Origin of the sequence: Limnohabitans sp. Rim47 (assembly GCF_001517545.1) — a bacterium.
In the GTDB taxonomy this organism is placed as follows: Bacteria; Pseudomonadota; Gammaproteobacteria; order Burkholderiales; family Burkholderiaceae_C; genus Limnohabitans_A.
In genome coordinates this window covers 155,762-173,858 of the sequence record NZ_FBYA01000003.1, presented here as the reverse complement: position 1 = coordinate 173,858, position 18,097 = coordinate 155,762, and the positions used below count along the sequence as shown (strand labels likewise).

Sequence of the window (18,097 nt, the reverse complement as noted above, 5' to 3'; positions counted from 1 at the left end):
GGCATTGGCGTATGCATCGCTGCACTTAGCTTTCACCGAATTTGACGCCATTCACGCGAGGAGTTTCCTGCCTCGGTGCACAATTTTTATGAGTCCTCTGCTCTAACCAACTGAGCTAACGCCCCACTACAGCTGCTGATTGTAGTCGGGCCACTCGGCCATTTATTTAGACTGGCTCAATGCGTTGCTGACCAAGCGCGAGGTGATGTTGACGATCTGGATCATTCGGTCATAGGGCATGCGGGTCGGGCCAATCACGCCCAGCGTGCCCACAATCTGGCCATCCACCTCATAAGGGGAACTGACGACCGACAGTTCCTGCATGGGCACGATCTGGCTCTCGCCGCCTATATAGATGCGCACACCCTCGGCTTGGCTGGATACATCCAACAAGCGCATGAGCTGGGTTTTTTGCTCAAAAAGATCAAACGCCCTGCGCAAATGCCCCATGTCACTGGAAAAGTCGCTCACCGACAGCAAGTTGCGCTCGCCCGCGATGACCACTTCGTTTTGGTCTTCGGCCAGAGCCTCAGTACTGACCTTGACGGCCGCCTGCATGAGCGTGGCGATTTCGCTTTGCAAACTGACCAATTCTTGCTGCACACGGCTGCGCACTTGCTCAATGGCCATGCCGGCGTAGTGCGAATTAAGGAAATTCGAGGTTTCCAGCAGCTGGCTTTGGGAGTAGTCCGTCTCCGTCAACAAGATCCTGTTTTGAACATCGCCCTCAGGGGAAACAATGATCACCAACAAACGGCGCTCGGACAATCGCAAAAACTCGATGTGACGAAACACAGACGGTCTGCGCGGCGTCATGACCACGCCCACAAAGTGGGACAAGTTCGACAGCAAATTGGCTGCGCTGGCAATCACCCTTTGCGGTTGGTCTGGCGTCAGCGCCGGTGTCTCCAGACCATCGCGCTGAACGGTGAGCATGGTGTCGACAAACAAGCGGTAACCCCGGCTCGTTGGAATGCGCCCGGCAGAGGTGTGCGGGCTGGCAATCAGACCCAGCTCCTCCAGGTCCGACATGACGTTTCGGATGGTGGCGGGCGACAAGTCCAGGCCCGAGGCTTTGGAGAGCGTGCGCGAACCCACAGGTTGGCCGTCCGCGATATAGCGTTCAACCAGCGCTTTGAGCAATAACTTGGCACGATCATCTAGCATCCGGTCATTTTAATGATGTAATTTGCGGATGAGATCCAAATTCCGTCATGTTGCGCTCTTTGGCAAGTACCACACCACCGCCCACGGTGGGGGGCTTGAGAGTTCACGGCGTGTTCTGGACGATGTGGCCCAGTTCCTGACACGGCAAGGTTGCGATGTGGTGCTGGACAAAGAGACCGCCTTGCACACTGGGCTGAACCAATACCCCATGTTGGAGATGGCCGAGATCGGCACGCAGTGCGATCTGGGTTTGGTGATTGGCGGCGACGGCACCATGCTGGGCATTGGTCGCCAGATGGCCCGCTACGCCCTGCCCCTGATCGGCATCAACCAGGGGCGTCTCGGCTTCATCACAGACATCCCGATTCAAAGCTACCAAGATGTGTTGCAGCCCATGCTGCAAGGCAATTACCAGACCGAAGACCGCAGCTTGCTGCAAGCTCACGTCATGCGTGACCAGCGCAGCGTGTTCAGCGCTTTGGCCATGAACGACGTGGTCGTCAACCGAGGCGGCACCTCCGGCATGGTGGAGCTGCGCGTCGAAGTCGATGGCCGCTTTGTGGCCACCCAGCGTGCTGACGGCTTGATCATCGCCACGCCCACGGGCTCCACCGCTTATTCACTGTCGGTCGGCGGCCCCTTGATGCACCCGTCTATTGGCGGCTGGGTCATGGCGCCCATCGCGCCACACACCTTGTCCAACCGCCCGATCGTGCTGCCCGAATCTTCAGAGATCAGCATTGAAATCGTGGCTGGGCGCTACGTCAGCGCCAACTTTGACATGCAATCGCTGGCCGAACTGATGCTGGGCGACCGCATCACAGTGCAAAGATCTGAGCACAAAGTGCGGTTTTTGCACCCCGCTGGCTGGAACTACTTCGACACCTTGCGCAAAAAAATGCACTGGAATGAGGGTGTTTAAGCCGTGGCACTGACGCACATCACCCTGCGCGATTTTGTGATCGTGCACGAACTCGAACTCGATCTGGACAGCGGCTTCAGTGTGCTGACCGGCGAAACTGGCGCGGGCAAATCCATCTTGATCGATGCCCTGCAACTGGCCTTGGGTGCGCGTGCCGAATCGGGCGTAGTGCGCGAAGGCGCCACCCGCTGCGAAGTCTGCGCCGAATTCGAGCCCACGCACGCCATCCAGACCTGGCTCGAAGCCGCCGGTTTCGATGCCAACGCTCAATTGCTGCTGCGCCGCACGGTGGACACCTCGGGCAAAAGCCGCGCATGGATCAATGGCAGCCCAGCCACCGCCACGCAATTGCGCGAACTGGGGGAACAACTGCTGGACATCCATGGCCAACACGCCTGGCAAAGCCTGACCCGACCCGACGCGGTGCGTGGCCTGCTTGACGCCTATGCGGGCACAGATATCCGACCACTCAAAGCCGCGTGGCAAGTTTGGCGACAAGCCCAACAAGCCCTGGCCGAAGCCCAGCAAGCGCAAAGCACATTGGCCAACGAACGCGAACGGCTGGCCTGGCAAATCGGCGAACTTGAAAAGCTCAACCCCCAAATTGGTGAATGGCAAGACCTGAGCACGCAGCACAGCCGCTTGGCTAACGCGCAGGCCTTGATCGACGGGGCCAATCAAGCCACCCTCTTGCTTGAAGGCGATGACGAGGGCGGTGCGTTGCGCCAGTTGTCCCGCGCCATTCAAACCCTGCAGTCGCTGGGGCCATTTGAGCCTGAGTTCCATGCACTGGCCGACGTGCTGACGTCCGCCCAAGCCCAGGCCGAAGACGTGGCCCACAGCCTGCACGCTTATTTGCGCAAAACCGACCTGGACCCAGCACACCTGGCCCAGCTCGACGAACGCATGGGCCAGTGGTTGTCGCTGGCCCGCCGCTACAAAAAAACACCCGACGAATTGCCGCAGACACTCTCGGCCTGGCGCCAAGAATTGGTGCAACTCGATGCGGCAGCCGATCTGGACAACCTGCAAAAAGCCGAGCAAACCGCACAAGCCGCATGCATGAAAGAAGCCAAAGCGGTCTCTCGCCAACGTCAACAAGCGGCCAAGCCACTGGCCCAAGCCGTCAGCAGCGCCATGCAACAACTGGGCATGCAAGGCGGCCGCCTTGAAGTGCAACTGCAGGCGCTGGACGCGCCTGCGCAACATGGCCTTGAAGAAGTCAGCTTTTTGGTCGCCGGTCACGAGGGCAGCACACCGCGCCCGGTGGGCAAAGTGGCCTCTGGCGGTGAGCTGTCTCGCATCGCGCTGGCCATCGCGGTGACCACCAGCGAGCTGGGCGAGGCCGGCACCCTGATTTTTGACGAAGTGGACTCGGGTGTGGGCGGCGCTGTGGCAGAAACTGTGGGCCGACTGATGAAACAGCTGGGTGTGCACCGCCAAGTGTTGGCCGTCACTCACCTGCCCCAGGTAGCCGCCTGTGCTGACCACCATTTACTGGTCAGCAAAGCGGCTGCCCATGGACAAGTCAGCAGCCAGGTGCGGGCGGTCGAAAGCGAAGCGCGTGTGAGCGAAATCGCACGAATGCTGGGTGGCGAAAAGCTGTCGGACACCACCTTGGCCCACGCCAAAGAAATGCTGGGCGATGCCACTTTGAAACCCACGGGCCGAAAAGCCACACACCACTGAGCATGGACATCATCTTGATCACCGGCATGTCCGGCTCCGGCAAATCGGTCGCCTTGCACGCGCTTGAAGACGCTGGTTACTACTGCGTCGACAACCTGCCCCCCGAGTTACTGATCCCCTTTGTCAAACTCGAAGAGCAACAAAAAGAGCAACGCTTGGCGATTGCCATCGATGTGCGCAGTGCCAACTCATTGCACCTGATGCCCGAGCAAATGGCCCTGCTGCGCGACATGGGCATGACGGTTAAATCTGTGTTTTTGGATGCGACCTCTGACACCTTGCAGCGCCGCTATTCAGAAACGCGCCGCAAACACCCCTTGTCGGGCGGCAGCAAGCCCCAAAGTGACAAAGCGCTTTTTGAAACCATCGAGTTCGAACGCGAATTGCTGGCCGACTTGCGCGAGCGCGCGCACGTCATTGACACCAGTTTGCTGCGCTCTGCTCAACTGCAAACCTACATCAAAACCCTGGTCAGCGCCCCCTTGGCCCAGCTGACGCTGGTGTTTGAATCCTTTGCTTTCAAACGCGGCATTCCCACCGATGCAGACTATGTATTTGATGTGCGCATGCTGCCCAATCCGCATTACGAAAGCGCATTGAAACCCTTGACCGGACGTGATGAGCCTGTGCAGGCTTACCTGCGCCAGTCAGAAGAATTCGTTCAAATGCAGCTGCAGATTGAAGGCTTCCTCAAGCAATGGATTCCTGCCATTGAACGCGATCACCGCAGCTATGTCACGGTGGCCATCGGTTGCACCGGGGGCCAACACCGCTCGGTCTTCATGGTCGAGCAATTGGCATACAACTTTGGAGCCCGCTGGCTCACACTCAAACGGCACCGCGAACTTGACGCCATCTGAAACCGGTCGAGTGTCATCCGGTGACTGGCGCTTGCACCTCAACGACCGCGCCAAAAAGCACATCCGCAGCATCATTCAGGGCCAAGTTAACAAGTGCGTCAGGCCATCAACAAAGTCCTGATCGGGGCAGGCAAGCCCATATTGGGCCAAGTATCGGCATCCACCCACTGCCCTTCGCACACTGGCGCATGCGTGGCACTGCCCGTCATCCGCACGGGGTGCAAATAAAGATCGCGGTGGGTCAACACATGCTTCCACGACGCCATGTAATGCGCACTTTGCCCTTGCGCCCAGGCCGCCAGCAATTCATCTTCTGAATCAAATACCGGCAAACTGAACAAGCCCGCCCAGATGCCTTTGTCGGGCCGTTTTTGCAGCCAAACCTGACCCTGTGCATTGACCGCCCACAGCAACCACAAAGTGGCGCTGGAACGCTTGAGTTTGCGGGTCTTGACGGGATAAGCCAGAGGCTCACCCTGCGCTTTGGCCTGGCACAAACCGCTGACCGGACACGCTTCGCACTGCGCCTTGCGAGGCAAACAAACGGTGGCACCCAAATCCATCAGGGCCTGGGTATAGCGCGGCATGTCGACTGGTTTTTCTGGCAACAATGCTTGCGCCAGAGCCCACAAAGCCCTTTCATTTTTGAGCACTGCCAAGTCATCGCCATAGCCCAGCACGCGGGTCAGCACGCGTTTGACATTGCCGTCCAAAATCGCTGCACGCTCCTGAAAGCAAAACGCCGCAATCGCTGCAGCGGTGGAGCGGCCAATGCCCGGCAGGGTTTGCAGGTCTTCGGCAAGGCGGGGAAACGCCCCGCCAAAGCGCCCCATCACCTCTTGCGCACACTTGTGCAAATTGCGCGCGCGGCTGTAATAGCCCAAGCCACTCCACAGCGCCAACACATCATCTTGTGGTGCGGCCGCCAAAGCAGACACATCAGGAAAACGCGTCAAGAACCGGGGGAAATAGTCGAGCACGGTCGTCACTTGGGTCTGCTGCAACATGATCTCGGACAACCAGACGCGGTAAGGGTCTTGGGTGTTTTGCCACGGCAAGCCTTGGCGGCCGTGCTGGCGCTGCCAATCCACCATGCGACGGGCAAAACCTTCGGGCAAATCTTGGAGTGGACGCATCAGGGTTTCTGGCATACGGGGCAATAAAAAGTGGTGCGTTGGCCTTGCAGCATGGACCGGATCGGGGTGCCACAGACACGGCAAGGCTCACCCGCACGGCCGTACACGGCAGCCTCGAGCTGAAAGTAGCCGGTACGGCCCTCGGCGCTGACAAAATCTTTGAGTGAACTGCCGCCTTGCTCTACTGCGCGGTTCAGCACCTGAACAATGGCGGCATGCAACTTGGCCACACGCGGCCTGGACAAACGCGCCGCCTTGGTGGTCGGCCGGATACCGGCCATGAACAAAGCTTCGGACGCATAAATATTGCCCACCCCCACCACCACATCGCCCGCCAACAGCACCTGCTTGATGGCGGACTGGCGCTTTTTCAGGGCGTCGGCAAAAGCGGCAACATCAAACTGGCCATTCAACGGCTCCACACCCAACCGCCCCAGCAACTTTTGTGCTTCGGGGGAGGCCTCTGAGGGAGCCCAGACCACCGCACCAAAACGGCGCGGGTCATGCAAGCGCAACACCCCTTTGTCGGTGACCAGATCCATGTGGTCATGAGGCCCGGCTTCGGGCTGAGTGGGCGCAAAATTCAAGCTGCCCGACATGCCCAGGTGCACCAACAACAGCCCCTGATCCAGATCGAGCAAAAGGTATTTGCCCCGTCGGCGAACACCCAGCACCTGCTGGCCCACCAGGCTTTGAGGTGACAGCCCCAAAGGCCAGCGCAGGGGTTTGCCCATGTGCAAAGCCAAAATTTTGGCGGAGGCTATCCGGTTCGCAAAACTGCGACGGGTCACTTCAACTTCGGGGAGTTCAGGCATGCGAAGGGTAGACGCCCAAGAGGGCAATCTGCCCTGGACGCACTTGATTAAAAGGTGGCTGGATTATGATGGCCGACATGAAATTCTGGTTTCGACTTGCTGTCTTGTCCTCGTGTGTCGTCGGTGCTTGGGCGCAGCCTGCAGCACCCCAAACACAGGCCCCACCCCCACAGTCGGCCCTTGACGCCGTCTTGTTTTACCAAATCTTGCTGGGTGAGTTGAATGTCCGCCAAGGCTCACCAGGCAGTGGTTTTTCCATCCTGCTCGACGCCGCCCGTAAAACCCGCGACCCGGCCTTGTTTCAACGCGCCGTCGACATGGCACTGCAAGCCCGCTCCGGCGATGCCGCGTTGCAGGCGGCACAGAGCTGGAAAAGAGAAATCCCTACTGCGATTGAAGCTAACCGCTATGTGCTTCAAATTTTGCTTGCCTTGAACCGCATCGAAGAAGCCGGCAAAGCCCTTGCGGTATCCATTCATGAACTACCTCTCGACGAGCAGCAAGGCGCCATTGCCTCAGTGCCGCGTTTGTTTGGTGTGGTGCAAGACAAGCAGTTAGCCTCTGATGTGGTCGAAAAAGCTTTGACCCAAGCGCTCAACCATCCCCAAACGTCTGCTTCTGCGTGGACAACCGTGGGCCGCATGCGGCGTGACGCAGGTCAAATTAGCCGCGCGGTCGATGCTGCCACCAAAGGACACGCAGCAGATCCCAAGGCCACAGGCCCATTGGTACTGGCCCTGAGTTTGATGGTCAGCGCCAACAGCAGCCTCAAACCGATGGTCGACGCGGCCATGAAAACCGATGTTGTGCCTGAATTGCGCTTGGGCTATGCCCGGACCTTGCTCAGCCTGCAGCTTTCTGCAGAGGCCGTTGGGCAACTGATGCAACTCAACGCCAAACACCCCGATTTCGCAGAAGGCTGGCTGATTCATGGCTTGGTGTTGCTGGAAAACGGCCAACTGCCCGAGGCAGAAAAACGCCTGGAAAAGTATGTGGACCTCGTCGCCAACAGCAAAACACCAGAACACCAAGCCGGACTGGCCGAAGCATTGATGGCTTTGGCACAAATCGCTCAAAAGAATGGACAACTGGAACGTGCCAACCAATGGCTGGCTCGAGTGCCTGCTGGCGCAGACCCCATCAAATTGGCCAGCCGACAAGCCGCCCTTCTGGCCCAACAAGGTCGCCTGGACGAAGCACGGCACGTGCTGGCACAGATCAAACCTGCCAACGCGGAACAAGCCCGACGCAAGGTTTTGACCCAATCGTTCTGGCTGCGTGAACACCGCGAAGCCCAAGCCGCTTACGCACTGGTCAAAGCGGCGCTGGACAACACACCCGATGACACCGAGATGATCTCCGAGTTGGCCCTGATTTGCGAAAAACTCAAACGCGTTGACGAGATGGAAGCCCTGCTGCGCCAACTCATGGCCAAAGCCCCTCAGGACGCGCACGCATTCAATGCACTGGGTTACTCACTGGCGGACCGGAATATTCGCCTCGACGAAGCACAACAGTTGATCGAAAAAGCCGTGCAGTTATCTCCTCAGGACGCCTACATTCAAGACAGCCTGGGTTGGGTCACGTTCCGTCAGGGCAAGCACAAAGAGGCTTTGGCTATTTTGCAAGCTGCCTACAAATCCAGGCCCGATGCCGAGATTGCAGCCCACCTGGGCGAAGTTCTCTGGACCACTGGCCAAACCCGTGAAGCTGGCACCATCTGGCGCGAAGGCCTGCTGCTCAAAGCCGACAACGAAACCCTGGTTGAAACCCTCAAACGCTTTAACTTCAAACCATGAAGCGAAACGCACTGCAGCGTCGAGCATGGTTGTGCGTGTGTGGTTTTGGCATGCTCGCTTTGGCAGGCTGCGCCACCCCGCCTCCCCAAGCCACTGACACCACGACGTTCTGGTCCGGGCGTCTGGCGCTGCAACTGCTCAGCACGCCACCGCAGAGTTGGAGCGCCAGTTTTGAGCTGCAAGGCTCAGCCGAACAAGGCCAAATGACTTTGCTCAGCCCCATCGGAACCACCTTGGCACGCCTCAGCTGGACGCCCCAAGCCGCCTGGTTAGAACAAGGTCAAGACAAGACCGAAAGCAGCAACCTGCAAAGCCTGAGCCAACGTCTGACGGGCACAGACTTGCCCATTGCCGCTCTGTTTCAATGGCTGGAGGGAAAAGCCGCCGATGTGCCCGGCTGGCAAGTGGACTTTTCCGCACGCCCTGAAGGCCGTTTGACCGCGCGCAGAAGCACGCCCGCCCCCGAAGCTGTTTTGCGCGTCCTGCTCGACCGCTGAACAGTCTCGCCCAAACGCTGACGACAATCTTGCCCATGAAACAGCTGAACGACGTGCCTGCACCGGCCAAACTCAATTTGTTTTTGCACATCACAGGCCAACGCCCTGATGGCTATCACCTGCTTCAATCGGTGTTCATGCTCATTGATTGGTGCGACACCCTTCACTTCGAAAAACGCTCAGACGGCACCATCAGTCGCGAAGACCTGACCATCGCTCTGCCTGCCGACGACCTGATCACCCGCGCCGCCAGACTGCTGCAACGGCACACGGGCTGCACACAGGGCGCTCACATCGCCGTCGAAAAACAGATTCCGGCCCAAGCTGGCATGGGCGGCGGGTCTTCTGACGCAGCCACATGCCTGCTGGCACTCAACCAGCTGTGGGAATTGAAGCTGGGCCTTCCCGCACTCGAAAAACTGGGGCTGCAACTGGGTGCAGACGTGCCTTTTTTCTTGCGTGGACACAACGCCTGGGTAGAGGGCGTGGGCGAGCAAATCACCCCGATTTCCTTGCCGCCGGCGCAGTTTTGGGTGCTCAAACCCGACTCAGGTGTTGAGACTTCTCAAATTTTTACGCACCCAGCGCTTCAACGCGCCACAAAGCCTGCTATAATTTCGGTCTTCGCTGCAGCGCCATATGACTTCGGTCACAATGATCTGCAACCTGTTGCTCAAGCAATTTGTCCTGATGTTTCTAAAGCACTTCAAGTGCTTTCTAAAGCAGGCATGAATAGCAAGATGACGGGTTCTGGCAGTGCAGTGTTCGCACATTGCACAACAGGCATGACGCCGAGTCCGGTCCCAGACCACTGGCAAATGCGCAAATGCAGCAATATGGAAGTTCACCCTTTATTGGGCTGGGCGTCCAGCGATAGTTGATCGGTAGATCGCTGTTTTAGCGGTCAACCCGTGTAGGGGAGTCGCCAAGTTGGTTAAGGCACTGGATTTTGATTCCAGCATGCGAAGGTTCGAGTCCTTCTTCCCCTGCCAAATACGTTCATTCGTACAGGCCCTTTTTTCTGATCGCTGGAATGCACATGCAGCCTGCTTCACTCCCCCCCGAATTCATGCTGTTTACCGGCAATGCCAATCCCGTCTTGGCTGCCGAAATTGCCCGTTGCTTGGGCACACAGCTCGGTGCCGTCGATGTGGGTCGTTTCTCTGACGGTGAAGTCACTGTCGAGCTCAAACAAAACGTCCGCGCGCGCGAAGTGTTTGTGGTCCAGTCCACCTGCGCGCCGACCAACGAAAACCTGATGGAACTGCTGATCATGGTCGACGCGCTCAAACGCGCTTCGGCAGGTCGCATCAGTGCCGTCATTCCTTACTTTGGTTACGCCCGTCAAGACCGTCGCCCACGCTCTACCCGCGTGCCGATTTCGGCCAAAGTGGTCGCGAACATGCTGCAAGCCGTTGGCGTTGACCGCGTCTTGACCATGGACTTGCACGCCGACCAGATTCAGGGCTTCTTTGACATTCCGGTCGACAATATTTATGCGTCACCTGTTTTGTTGGGTGACCTGCGCCAACAAAACTACGACGACCTGATCGTTGTATCACCAGACGTTGGCGGTGTGGTGCGTGCACGCGCCTTGGCCAAGCAGCTTGGCTGCGACTTGGCCATCATCGACAAGCGCCGCCCCAAGGCTAACGTGAGCGAAGTCATGCACGTGATTGGCGAGATCGACGGCCGCAATTGCGTCATCATGGACGACATGATCGACACGGCAGGCACCTTGGTCAAAGCGGCCGAAGTGCTCAAAGAGCGTGGCGCCAAAAAGGTCTACGCCTATTGCACGCACCCGATTTTCTCGGGTCCGGCCATCGACCGCATCGCTAAGGGTGAAGCCCTCGACGAAGTCGTGGTCACCAACACCATCCCGTTGTCGGCAGAAGCCGCAGCGTGTGCCAAGATTCGCCAACTCTCCGTGGCTCCGCTGATCGCCGAAACGATCAACCGGATTGCGCACGGTGAGTCGGTGATGAGCCTGTTCTCCGATCCAAGCTGATCGGAAAAAGGCCAACCGCGGCCAGCCGTCCTTGTGGACTGGCTGGCTTTTTTGAGTCAGGGTCGCACTGGTCGCGGTGGACCCTAGAAGGAGAAATGTATGAAATTTGTCGCTTTTGAGCGCGCTAAGCAGGGCACGGGTGCGAGCCGCCGTCTCCGCAATTCCGGTCGCACACCTGGCATCGTTTACGGTTCCACATCGGCCCCTCAACTCATCGAGCTGGACCACAACGCTTTGTGGCATGCCCTGAAAAAAGAAGCTTTCCACGCTTCGATTCTGGATATGGAATTCGACGGCAAGTCCACCCAGGTTTTGCTGCGTGACTACCAGATGCATCCCTACAAGCAATTGGTGCAACACATCGACTTCCAGCGCGTTGATGCCAACACCACTTTGCACATGAAAGTGCCATTGCACTTCAGCGGCGAAGAAGAGTCTGAAGCCTTCAAGACCGACAAGTGCACGATCAACCACGTCGTGACCGAAATCGAAGTCGCTTGCTTGCCCGCCAACCTGCCCGAGTTCATTGCTGTGAACTTGGCTGGCCTGACCAAAGGCGTGTCGCTGCACCTGAACGACATCACTTTGCCCGCCGGCTGCAAGCCCGTGACCCACGGCAAGAAAAACCCAGTCTTGGTGACTGCGGTGGCTCCTGTGGAAGAAGTTGTGGCAGCTCCTGTGGCCGCTGCACCTGCAGACGCTAAAGGCAAGGGCAAAGGCAAGAAGTAATCTTCTCGTCTTTGGCTGAAACGCCTTCCTGCAAAAGGCCCGCACTGCGGGCCTTTTGCTTTGGTGCACAGGCACTGATGCCGGCTCACCGAGTGCCAAGGATAATCACGCACCATGATCAAACTCTTAGTCGGCCTGGGCAACCCGGGCAACGAATACGAAGACACCCGCCACAACGCCGGTTTTTGGTGGATTGATGCGGTCGCCCGCGAACTCAAGGTGTCACTGGTGCCCGAGCGCAGTTACCATGGCCTAATGGCACGCACCACCGTTAACGGCCAAACGGTGTGGTTGCTCGAACCCCAGACCTTCATGAACCTGTCGGGTAAATCGGTCAGTGCCTTGGCCCGGTTCTTCAAGATTCAGCCGCAAGAAATACTGGTGGCCCACGACGAACTGGACATTGTTCCGGGTGAAGCCAAACTCAAACTGGGCGGCAGCCACGCGGGGCACAACGGCCTGCGCGACATCCATGCCCAACTGGGCACCGCAGACTATTGGCGTTTGCGCATTGGCGTGGGCCATCCGGGCGACAAGGCCGAAGTGATCAGTTGGGTACTCAAAAAGCCGATACTGGAGCACCGAAAAGCCATCGAAGAAAGCATTCACCGCTCAGTCAAGTCTTTGCCGCTGTTGCTGGCCGGCGACATGGAAAAGGCCATGGTTCAAATTCACACCAGCAAGCCCCCTCGACCCAAACCGCCAAGACCCGTCAAAGCACCTGCCGCAGAGGACAGCACACCCGAGTGATTCGGGCGGCATGGGTCACCAAAACGCTCGACGTCATCGAACACAAAGCCTGCAGTTCACTGCCCCTGCAAGCGCCGGTATTTGGCCCACAGAGATTCCTGGTTTTCAACATGCTGCGGGTTGACTGGGATGCAAGCCACTGGACAGACCTGCACGCATTGGGGCTCATCGAAATGGCCAACGCATTCAGTGCACTTGGACGGGTCGATTTCATAAATCTCTTCGCCCAGATAAATGGCCTGGTTCGGGCACTCGGGCTCACACACATCGCAGTTGATGCATTCATCGGTGATCATCAGTGCCATGCAACAAGCTCCACACAAGTAAGCGTCAAATTCATGGCCAGATTATCGGCCACCCACAACACCCCGAGGACCGGCAGGGCTGCTCAGGTCGGCAGGGCTTTGCTTAGGGGCAAGATTCATCCGGCTTCAAACGCCTAAAATAAGACGCAGGAATCCATCATGAACGCTGACCTGCACTGCCACTCCGTTGTCTCTGACGGCACACTCACCCCCGAAGCCTTGGCCGAACGCGCCAAAACCAATGGCGTTGAACTCTGGGCACTGACCGACCACGACGAAGTGGGCGGGCAGGACCGCGCACTGGCCGCAGCGCGCTCACAAGGTCTGCCTTACCTGACAGGTACAGAAATTTCGGTCACATTTGCCAACCAGACCGTGCACATCGTGGGCTTGGGCTTTGACGCTCACAACACGGCCCTGGTCGAAGGTTTGCACCGCACCCGAGGTGGCCGCAGCGAACGCGCCCAAGAAATGTCAGACGGCCTGGCCAAAGTCGGCATCCTGAATGCCTACGAAGGCGCTTTGACCTATGTAGGCAACCCCGAACTGATTTCACGCACCCACTTTGCACGCCACCTGGTCGAGACAGGCGTGTGCAGCGACACTTCCGAGGTGTTTCGCAAATACCTGACCGAAGGCAAACCCGGTTACGTGCCCCACCGCTGGGCGCGTCTGCAAGAAGCGGTGCAATGGATCACCGATGCCGGCGGTATTGCCGTCATTGCCCACCCGGCACGCTACGGTTTCACACCCAACGAAGAATACGCGCTGTTCAGCGAATTCAAGGCCCACGGCGGACGTGGTGTGGAAGTCATCACCGGCAGCCACTCGTCGCAAGAAGCCGTGCGTTACGCGGAAACCGCCCTCGAATTTGACCTGGCCGCCTCTCGCGGCAGTGACTTTCACAGCCCCACTGAAAGTCGAATCGACCTGGGCACCCTGCCCCTCTTGCCCGGCCAACTGACCCCGGTCTGGCAATTGCTGGCCGACCGCATCCAGTGAGCCAAGCGCACGCCCGCCGTACGCTTCACGGCATCGGCTTTGCTGTCCTGGCCACTGCGTGCTTTGCCACGCTGGACACCACCACTCGGCACATCAGTGCAGGTTTGTCTGTTTTGGTGGCCCTGTGGTTTCGGTATGCCATCCAGGCACTCATCACCACCGCCGTGGTCTGGCCAGGCCGTGGCCGCAGTGTGCTACTGACCCAACACCCCCGTTTTCAGCTGGCGCGTGGTCTGTTGCTGTTTGCCTGCAGCATCCTGGCTTTTTACAGCCTCAAGTACATGCCGGTCGGCGAATTCACATCCATCGCGCTTTTGGCCCCACTGGTCATCACGCTGCTGGCCGCCTGGATGCTCAAAGAAAAAATCCGCCCCCTGCGCTGGATGCTCGTGGCCGGAGGCTTTGCAGGCACGCTGGTCATCATCCGGCCCGGCAGCCAACACTTTGACTGGACCGTGATCTTGCCGCTGATGCTGGTGGCCACCAATGCGGGCTTCCAGATCCTGACCAGCAAGATGGCGCAAACCGAAGACCCGATCACCATGCACTTTTACACCGGCTGGATCGGCACCATCTTGTCCTCATTGATCCTGCCGTTTGTCTGGCAAATGCCCCATGACTGGACGGTTTGGCTGCAACTGCTGTTGATGGGTGTGCTGGCCTCAATCGGGCATTTCTTGCTGATCCTGGCCTATGGCCGCGCACCTGCGGCCACGCTCACACCTTATATGTATGCGCAAATTGGTTTTGCCGTGATGGGGGGTTGGCTCGTCTTTGACCACTTGCCTGACCAATGGACATTTGCCGGCATGGGCATGGTGGCGCTGTGCGGAGCCTTGGGTGCTTGGCTCACGGTGCGCGAAACCCGCATCGCCATCCAGCCGCCAGAATCCTGATCTGTGGTTCGAGCACATTACCCGCACATTACCCAAACCTGACCGCAAGACCCCATGGCCCAGTTTTTTACTGTTCACCCCGAAAACCCGCAAGCCCGGCTGCTCAAGCAAGCCGTGCAACTGCTCAACCAAGGCAAGGTTTTAGCGGTGCCCACCGATTCCAGCTATGCGCTGGTCTGCCACCTGGACGACAAAAATGCCGCAGACCAATTGCGCCGCATTCGAGGCGTGGACGACAAACACCACCTGACCCTGCTCTGCCGCGACCTGAGCGAGCTGGCCAACTACGCCCGGGTGGACAACCAGCAGTTTCGCGCCATCAAACAAGTCACCCCCGGGCCTTTCACCTTCATTCTGGAAGCCACCAAAGAAGTGCCACGCCGGGTCAGCCACCCCCAACGCAAGACCATCGGCCTGCGTGTGCCCGATCACACAGTGCTGCAAGAATTGCTGGCCCTGCACGGTGCGCCGCTGCTGGCGGCCACACTCATCATGCCCGGCGAAGACCTGCCACTGAACGACCCCGAAGAGATTCGCGAACGCCTCGAGCATCAAGTGGGTGCCGTCATCGATGCTGGCGCCTGCTCGCTGGAGCCCACCACCGTGATCGACATGAGTGGCAACGAACCCCAAGTGCTGCGTCGCGGCCAAGGTGAACCAGCGCTCTTGGGTCTTTAAAGCCAGGTCTGAGACAATCAAGGGGTGAACATGTCTGAACTCATCCAAACCGTCCTCATCTATGCCTTGCCGGTGATCTTTGCGATCACCCTGCACGAGGCCGCTCACGGTTATGCCGCTCAGCGTTTGGGCGACAACACCGCCGCCATGATGGGGCGCGTGACGCTCAACCCATTGCCCCACATCGACCCGATGGGCACCATCTTGCTGCCCTTATTGCTTTATTTCAGCACGGGGGGGGCATTTTTGTTTGGTTACGCCAAACCCGTTCCCGTGCGCTTTGACCAGCTGCGCCACCCCAAACGCGACATGGTCTGGGTGGCACTGGCGGGGCCTGCTTCTAATTTGCTACAAGCACTGCTTTGGGGCGTGTTGCTCTACGTGTTGGCGGGCAGCGGCATGACCGAACGCTTCTTTCTTGAAATGTGCAAAGCCGGCATGCTGACCAACGTGGTCATGTTCGCCTTCAACCTGTTCCCACTGCCCCCGCTCGACGGCGGACGCATTGTGGTGGGCTTGCTGCCATGGCGGCAGGCTGTGCTCTTCTCCCGGGTCGAGCCTTGGGGCTTTTTCATCGTCATGGCGCTGGTCATCACGGGCGTCATCAGCGCTTGGTGGATGCAACCTTTGATGGGCGTCACCTTTGACTTGCTCAAGCTGACGCTCAGCCCGCTCGCCGCCCTGCTGCGCTGATTTTTCTTAGAATTCTTTTTCCCATGACCTCCAAGCCCCGTATCCGCGTCCTCACCGGCATCACCACCACTGGCACGCCCCATTTGGGCAACTATGTGGGCGCCATCCGACCCACCGTGCAAGCCAGCCGGGACAGCCAAACCGACGGTTTTTACTTTCTGGCCGACTACCATGCGCTCATCAAGTGCGATGAACCCGCGCGCATTCAGCGCTCGACACTCGAGATCGCCGCCAGCTGGATCGCCTCAGGCCTGGACCCTGAAAAAGTCACCTTTTATCGCCAATCCGACATCCCCGAGATTCCCGAACTCACGTGGTTTTTGACCTGCGTGACCGGCAAAGGCGTGCTCAACCGCGCGCACGCCTACAAAGCGGCGGTCGACAAAAACAACGCCGCTGGACATGACCCAGACAGTGACGTGAGTGCTGGCCTTTTCATGTACCCCGTGCTCATGGGTGCTGACATTTTGATGTTCAAGGCCCACAAAGTACCGGTTGGCCGCGACCAGATCCAGCACATCGAGATGGCACGCGACATGGCCTCCAGCTTCAACCACTTGTATGGAGAACACTTTGTGCTGCCCGAAGCCGTGGTTGAAGAATCCGTGGCCCTTTTGCCCGGCCTGGATGGCCGCAAAATGAGCAAGAGCTACGACAACACCATCCCACTGTTTGCCCCTGCCGCGCAAATGCGCAAGCAAATTGCAGGCATCGTGACCGACTCCAAAGCCCCGGGCGAACCCAAAACCACAGAAGGTTCTGCGCTGTTCCAGATTTACCAGGCCTTTGCCAATGTCGAAGAAACCGCCGCCATGGCCCAAGCCTATGCCGACGGTATTGCTTGGGGCGACGCCAAGCAAATGCTGTTTGAGCGCATCGACCGCGAAATCGCGCCCATGCGCGAGCAGTACCAGGCACTGATCAACAACCCGGCCCAAATGGACAAAATTTTGTTGGCCGGCGCCGACAAAGCGCGGCAACTCGCCACACCCTTCATGCGCGAAGTGCGTCATGCGGTCGGCTTGCGCGCCCTGTCATCGGGCACCGCAACACCAGCGGCCAAAGAAGCCAAAATCGCGGGCCCCAGTTTCAAGCAATACCGCGAAAAAGACGGGCAGTTCTACTTCAAACTGGTCGATGCTCAAGGCTTACTGATTTTGCAAAGCAAGGGCTTTGCATCGCCCAAGGAAGCGGGCCAGACCATTGCGCGATTGCAAACAGACGGCATTGCCAGCTTGTCGGACTTGAACAAGGTCCTGGTCTCATTGACGCCAGATCAAATCCTGACGCTGGATCGAGCGCTGGAATATTTGTCAAATTCGACAAAAAACAGTTAAATAATTTTTACACATTTGACGATTTATATTGCGAAAAATCACAATCAGGTGTATCCTTAAACTTTAAGCCTAATGCAGAGATCTAAAACATGACTGTATACGTCATCGATGACCACCCCTTGATGCGCGATGCGCTGACCATGCTCGTGCACCGTGTCAAGCCAGGATTGAAAATCATCCCGATCCATAAATTGAACGTGGTTGAATCCACGGTCGAAAAGAATGGTGTCCCCGAACTCTTCTGCCTGGACTTGCAACTGCCAGACACATTGGGCATGTCAGGTGTTCAGGTTCTGAAGGCCAAATTTCCAAATGTGCCGTTGGCCGTGGTTACCAGCGCAAGCGCCAGTGAGTTCGAAGCACGCTGCCTTGAGGCGGGTGCCAACGCTTTCATTGAAAAATCCAACAGCCCAACGCAAATCATTGCCGCATTGCGCAGTTTGCTGATCACGGAAGAGGAAGAGGTCAGTGAAGACGCCGCGCCTGCAGGCCCGACCAAACTGTCCAAGCGCCAAAAGCAATTGATTCTGATGTTGGACCAAGGTCTGTCTAACCGCGAAATTGCCGAAAAACTCGACATCAGCGAGCACACAGTCAAGGTGCACTTCTGGCGCCTGTTTCGCCGCTTGGGTGTCAACAGCCGTACACAAGCGCTGCACTTTGCACGCACCAACGGCTGGTTGGGCATTTAAATCAAAACAGGCACTTTTTTGTGCCTGTTTCTTCGTGACAACCGGCACATCTGTGCCGGTTTTGCATTGAGACTGCGATGGCCCGAATCGAGCGCCAGACTTGTGACCGTCAGGCTTGC

19 protein-coding genes and 1 tRNA gene are annotated in these 18,097 nt (G+C 58.1%); 16 read left to right on the top strand and 4 right to left on the bottom strand.

What is annotated here, in order from left to right; all coding sequences use genetic code 11:
• Positions 1-162: 162 nt before the first annotated feature.
• Positions 163-1,167, bottom strand: a complete 1,005-nt coding sequence (hrcA, locus tag BN3544_RS08635; RefSeq protein ID WP_019430464.1) for a heat-inducible transcriptional repressor HrcA — start codon at positions 1,165-1,167, stop codon at positions 163-165.
• Between the two features lie 28 nt (positions 1,168-1,195).
• On the opposite strand from hrcA, the gene BN3544_RS08630 reads away from it, so the two are divergent.
• Genes BN3544_RS08630 through rapZ form a run of 3 tightly spaced genes read left to right on the top strand, consistent with a single transcriptional unit; the run spans position 1,196 to position 4,638 of the window.
• On the top strand, positions 1,196-2,089 hold the full coding sequence (locus tag BN3544_RS08630) for an NAD kinase (protein ID WP_019430465.1): 894 nt from the start codon (positions 1,196-1,198) through the stop codon (positions 2,087-2,089).
• A 3-nt stretch (positions 2,090-2,092) separates the two neighbouring features.
• Positions 2,093-3,778: a DNA repair protein RecN gene (gene recN, locus BN3544_RS08625; RefSeq protein ID WP_019430466.1), complete on the top strand. Its 1,686-nt coding sequence runs from the start codon at positions 2,093-2,095 to the stop codon at positions 3,776-3,778.
• Positions 3,775-4,638, top strand: a complete 864-nt coding sequence (gene rapZ / locus BN3544_RS08620) for an RNase adapter RapZ (protein WP_026036739.1) — start codon at positions 3,775-3,777, stop codon at positions 4,636-4,638. The genes recN and rapZ overlap by 4 nt, the downstream gene beginning before the upstream one ends.
• A gap of 98 nt (positions 4,639-4,736) precedes the next feature.
• On the opposite strand, the gene mutY is transcribed toward rapZ, so the two are convergent.
• Entirely contained in the window at positions 4,737-5,789 is a 1,053-nt protein-coding gene (gene mutY / locus BN3544_RS08615) for an A/G-specific adenine glycosylase (RefSeq protein ID WP_019430468.1), read from the bottom strand.
• Positions 5,774-6,589, bottom strand: a complete 816-nt coding sequence (gene mutM, locus BN3544_RS08610) for a bifunctional DNA-formamidopyrimidine glycosylase/DNA-(apurinic or apyrimidinic site) lyase (RefSeq protein ID WP_019430469.1) — start codon at positions 6,587-6,589, stop codon at positions 5,774-5,776. The genes mutY and mutM overlap by 16 nt, the downstream gene beginning before the upstream one ends.
• Before the next feature lie 77 nt (positions 6,590-6,666).
• Between mutM and BN3544_RS08605 the strand changes: the two genes are divergently transcribed.
• The 7 genes from BN3544_RS08605 to pth all read left to right on the top strand — a co-directional run bounded on the left by BN3544_RS08605 (position 6,667) and on the right by pth (position 12,375).
• A complete protein-coding gene (locus BN3544_RS08605; protein ID WP_231733938.1) occupies positions 6,667-8,388 on the top strand; it encodes a tetratricopeptide repeat protein in 1,722 nt (573 codons plus the stop codon).
• Positions 8,385-8,885 (top strand): outer membrane lipoprotein LolB, encoded by a 501-nt coding sequence (locus BN3544_RS08600; protein WP_019430471.1) that lies wholly within the window; start codon positions 8,385-8,387, stop codon positions 8,883-8,885. The genes BN3544_RS08605 and BN3544_RS08600 overlap by 4 nt, the downstream gene beginning before the upstream one ends.
• 35 nt (positions 8,886-8,920) lie before the next feature.
• The gene (gene ispE, locus BN3544_RS08595) at positions 8,921-9,766 is read left to right on the top strand and encodes a 4-(cytidine 5'-diphospho)-2-C-methyl-D-erythritol kinase (RefSeq protein ID WP_019430472.1); all 846 of its coding nucleotides are present in this window, start codon (positions 8,921-8,923) and stop codon (positions 9,764-9,766) included.
• A gap of 34 nt (positions 9,767-9,800) precedes the next feature.
• Positions 9,801-9,877 (top strand) — tRNA-Gln (locus BN3544_RS08590).
• Between the two features lie 41 nt (positions 9,878-9,918).
• A complete protein-coding gene (locus BN3544_RS08585; protein ID WP_019430473.1) occupies positions 9,919-10,896 on the top strand; it encodes a ribose-phosphate pyrophosphokinase in 978 nt (325 codons plus the stop codon).
• Positions 10,897-10,995: 99 nt separating this feature from the next.
• Complete coding sequence (locus BN3544_RS08580) at positions 10,996-11,625, top strand: 50S ribosomal protein L25/general stress protein Ctc (protein WP_019430474.1); 630 nt, start codon at positions 10,996-10,998, stop codon at positions 11,623-11,625.
• Between the two features lie 114 nt (positions 11,626-11,739).
• Entirely contained in the window at positions 11,740-12,375 is a 636-nt protein-coding gene (gene pth, locus BN3544_RS08575; protein ID WP_019430475.1) for an aminoacyl-tRNA hydrolase, read from the top strand.
• 56 nt (positions 12,376-12,431) lie between these two features.
• Here pth and BN3544_RS08570 read toward each other — a convergent pair whose 3' ends face one another.
• On the bottom strand, positions 12,432-12,680 hold the full coding sequence (locus BN3544_RS08570) for a YfhL family 4Fe-4S dicluster ferredoxin (protein WP_019430476.1): 249 nt from the start codon (positions 12,678-12,680) through the stop codon (positions 12,432-12,434).
• Positions 12,681-12,839: 159 nt separating this feature from the next.
• On the opposite strand from BN3544_RS08570, the gene BN3544_RS08565 reads away from it, so the two are divergent.
• The 6 genes from BN3544_RS08565 (at position 12,840) to BN3544_RS08540 (ending at position 17,978) form a co-directional block, all read left to right on the top strand.
• Positions 12,840-13,682, top strand: a complete 843-nt coding sequence (locus tag BN3544_RS08565; protein ID WP_019430477.1) for a 3',5'-nucleoside bisphosphate phosphatase — start codon at positions 12,840-12,842, stop codon at positions 13,680-13,682.
• Positions 13,679-14,578 (top strand): DMT family transporter, encoded by a 900-nt coding sequence (locus BN3544_RS08560; RefSeq protein ID WP_019430478.1) that lies wholly within the window; start codon positions 13,679-13,681, stop codon positions 14,576-14,578. The genes BN3544_RS08565 and BN3544_RS08560 overlap by 4 nt, the downstream gene beginning before the upstream one ends.
• Positions 14,579-14,632: 54 nt before the next feature.
• Positions 14,633-15,256 carry an L-threonylcarbamoyladenylate synthase gene (locus BN3544_RS08555; protein WP_019430479.1) on the top strand — a complete coding sequence of 208 codons (624 nt, stop codon included), beginning with the start codon at positions 14,633-14,635 and terminating at the stop codon, positions 15,254-15,256.
• Between the two features lie 30 nt (positions 15,257-15,286).
• Entirely contained in the window at positions 15,287-15,949 is a 663-nt protein-coding gene (locus BN3544_RS08550; protein WP_019430480.1) for a site-2 protease family protein, read from the top strand.
• 23 nt (positions 15,950-15,972) lie between these two features.
• Positions 15,973-17,286, top strand: a complete 1,314-nt coding sequence (locus tag BN3544_RS08545; RefSeq protein ID WP_019430481.1) for a tryptophan--tRNA ligase — start codon at positions 15,973-15,975, stop codon at positions 17,284-17,286.
• 89 nt (positions 17,287-17,375) lie between these two features.
• On the top strand, positions 17,376-17,978 hold the full coding sequence (locus tag BN3544_RS08540; RefSeq protein WP_019430482.1) for a LuxR C-terminal-related transcriptional regulator: 603 nt from the start codon (positions 17,376-17,378) through the stop codon (positions 17,976-17,978).
• The last annotated feature ends 119 nt before the right edge of the window (positions 17,979-18,097 follow it).

What these genes read in the sequence shown, in the direction of transcription:
- BN3544_RS08630 (WP_019430465.1), top strand. Translation starts at nt 1,196, where the DNA reads ATGAGATCCAAATTCCGTCATGTTGCGCTCTTTGGCAAGTACCACACC.
- BN3544_RS08605 (WP_231733938.1), top strand. Translation starts at nt 6,667, where the DNA reads ATGAAATTCTGGTTTCGACTTGCTGTCTTGTCCTCGTGTGTCGTCGGT.
- mutM (WP_019430469.1), bottom strand. Translation starts at nt 6,589, where the DNA reads ATGCCTGAACTCCCCGAAGTTGAAGTGACCCGTCGCAGTTTTGCGAAC.
- ispE (WP_019430472.1), top strand. Translation starts at nt 8,921, where the DNA reads ATGAAACAGCTGAACGACGTGCCTGCACCGGCCAAACTCAATTTGTTT.
- BN3544_RS08580 (WP_019430474.1), top strand. Translation starts at nt 10,996, where the DNA reads ATGAAATTTGTCGCTTTTGAGCGCGCTAAGCAGGGCACGGGTGCGAGC.
- BN3544_RS08540 (WP_019430482.1), top strand. Translation starts at nt 17,376, where the DNA reads ATGACTGTATACGTCATCGATGACCACCCCTTGATGCGCGATGCGCTG.
- BN3544_RS08600 (WP_019430471.1), top strand. Translation starts at nt 8,385, where the DNA reads ATGAAGCGAAACGCACTGCAGCGTCGAGCATGGTTGTGCGTGTGTGGT.
- BN3544_RS08555 (WP_019430479.1), top strand. Translation starts at nt 14,633, where the DNA reads ATGGCCCAGTTTTTTACTGTTCACCCCGAAAACCCGCAAGCCCGGCTG.
- mutY (WP_019430468.1), bottom strand. Translation starts at nt 5,789, where the DNA reads ATGCCAGAAACCCTGATGCGTCCACTCCAAGATTTGCCCGAAGGTTTT.
- BN3544_RS08570 (WP_019430476.1), bottom strand. Translation starts at nt 12,680, where the DNA reads ATGGCACTGATGATCACCGATGAATGCATCAACTGCGATGTGTGTGAG.
- BN3544_RS08545 (WP_019430481.1), top strand. Translation starts at nt 15,973, where the DNA reads ATGACCTCCAAGCCCCGTATCCGCGTCCTCACCGGCATCACCACCACT.
- pth (WP_019430475.1), top strand. Translation starts at nt 11,740, where the DNA reads ATGATCAAACTCTTAGTCGGCCTGGGCAACCCGGGCAACGAATACGAA.
- BN3544_RS08565 (WP_019430477.1), top strand. Translation starts at nt 12,840, where the DNA reads ATGAACGCTGACCTGCACTGCCACTCCGTTGTCTCTGACGGCACACTC.
- hrcA (WP_019430464.1), bottom strand. Translation starts at nt 1,167, where the DNA reads ATGCTAGATGATCGTGCCAAGTTATTGCTCAAAGCGCTGGTTGAACGC.
- BN3544_RS08585 (WP_019430473.1), top strand. Translation starts at nt 9,919, where the DNA reads ATGCACATGCAGCCTGCTTCACTCCCCCCCGAATTCATGCTGTTTACC.
- BN3544_RS08550 (WP_019430480.1), top strand. Translation starts at nt 15,287, where the DNA reads ATGTCTGAACTCATCCAAACCGTCCTCATCTATGCCTTGCCGGTGATC.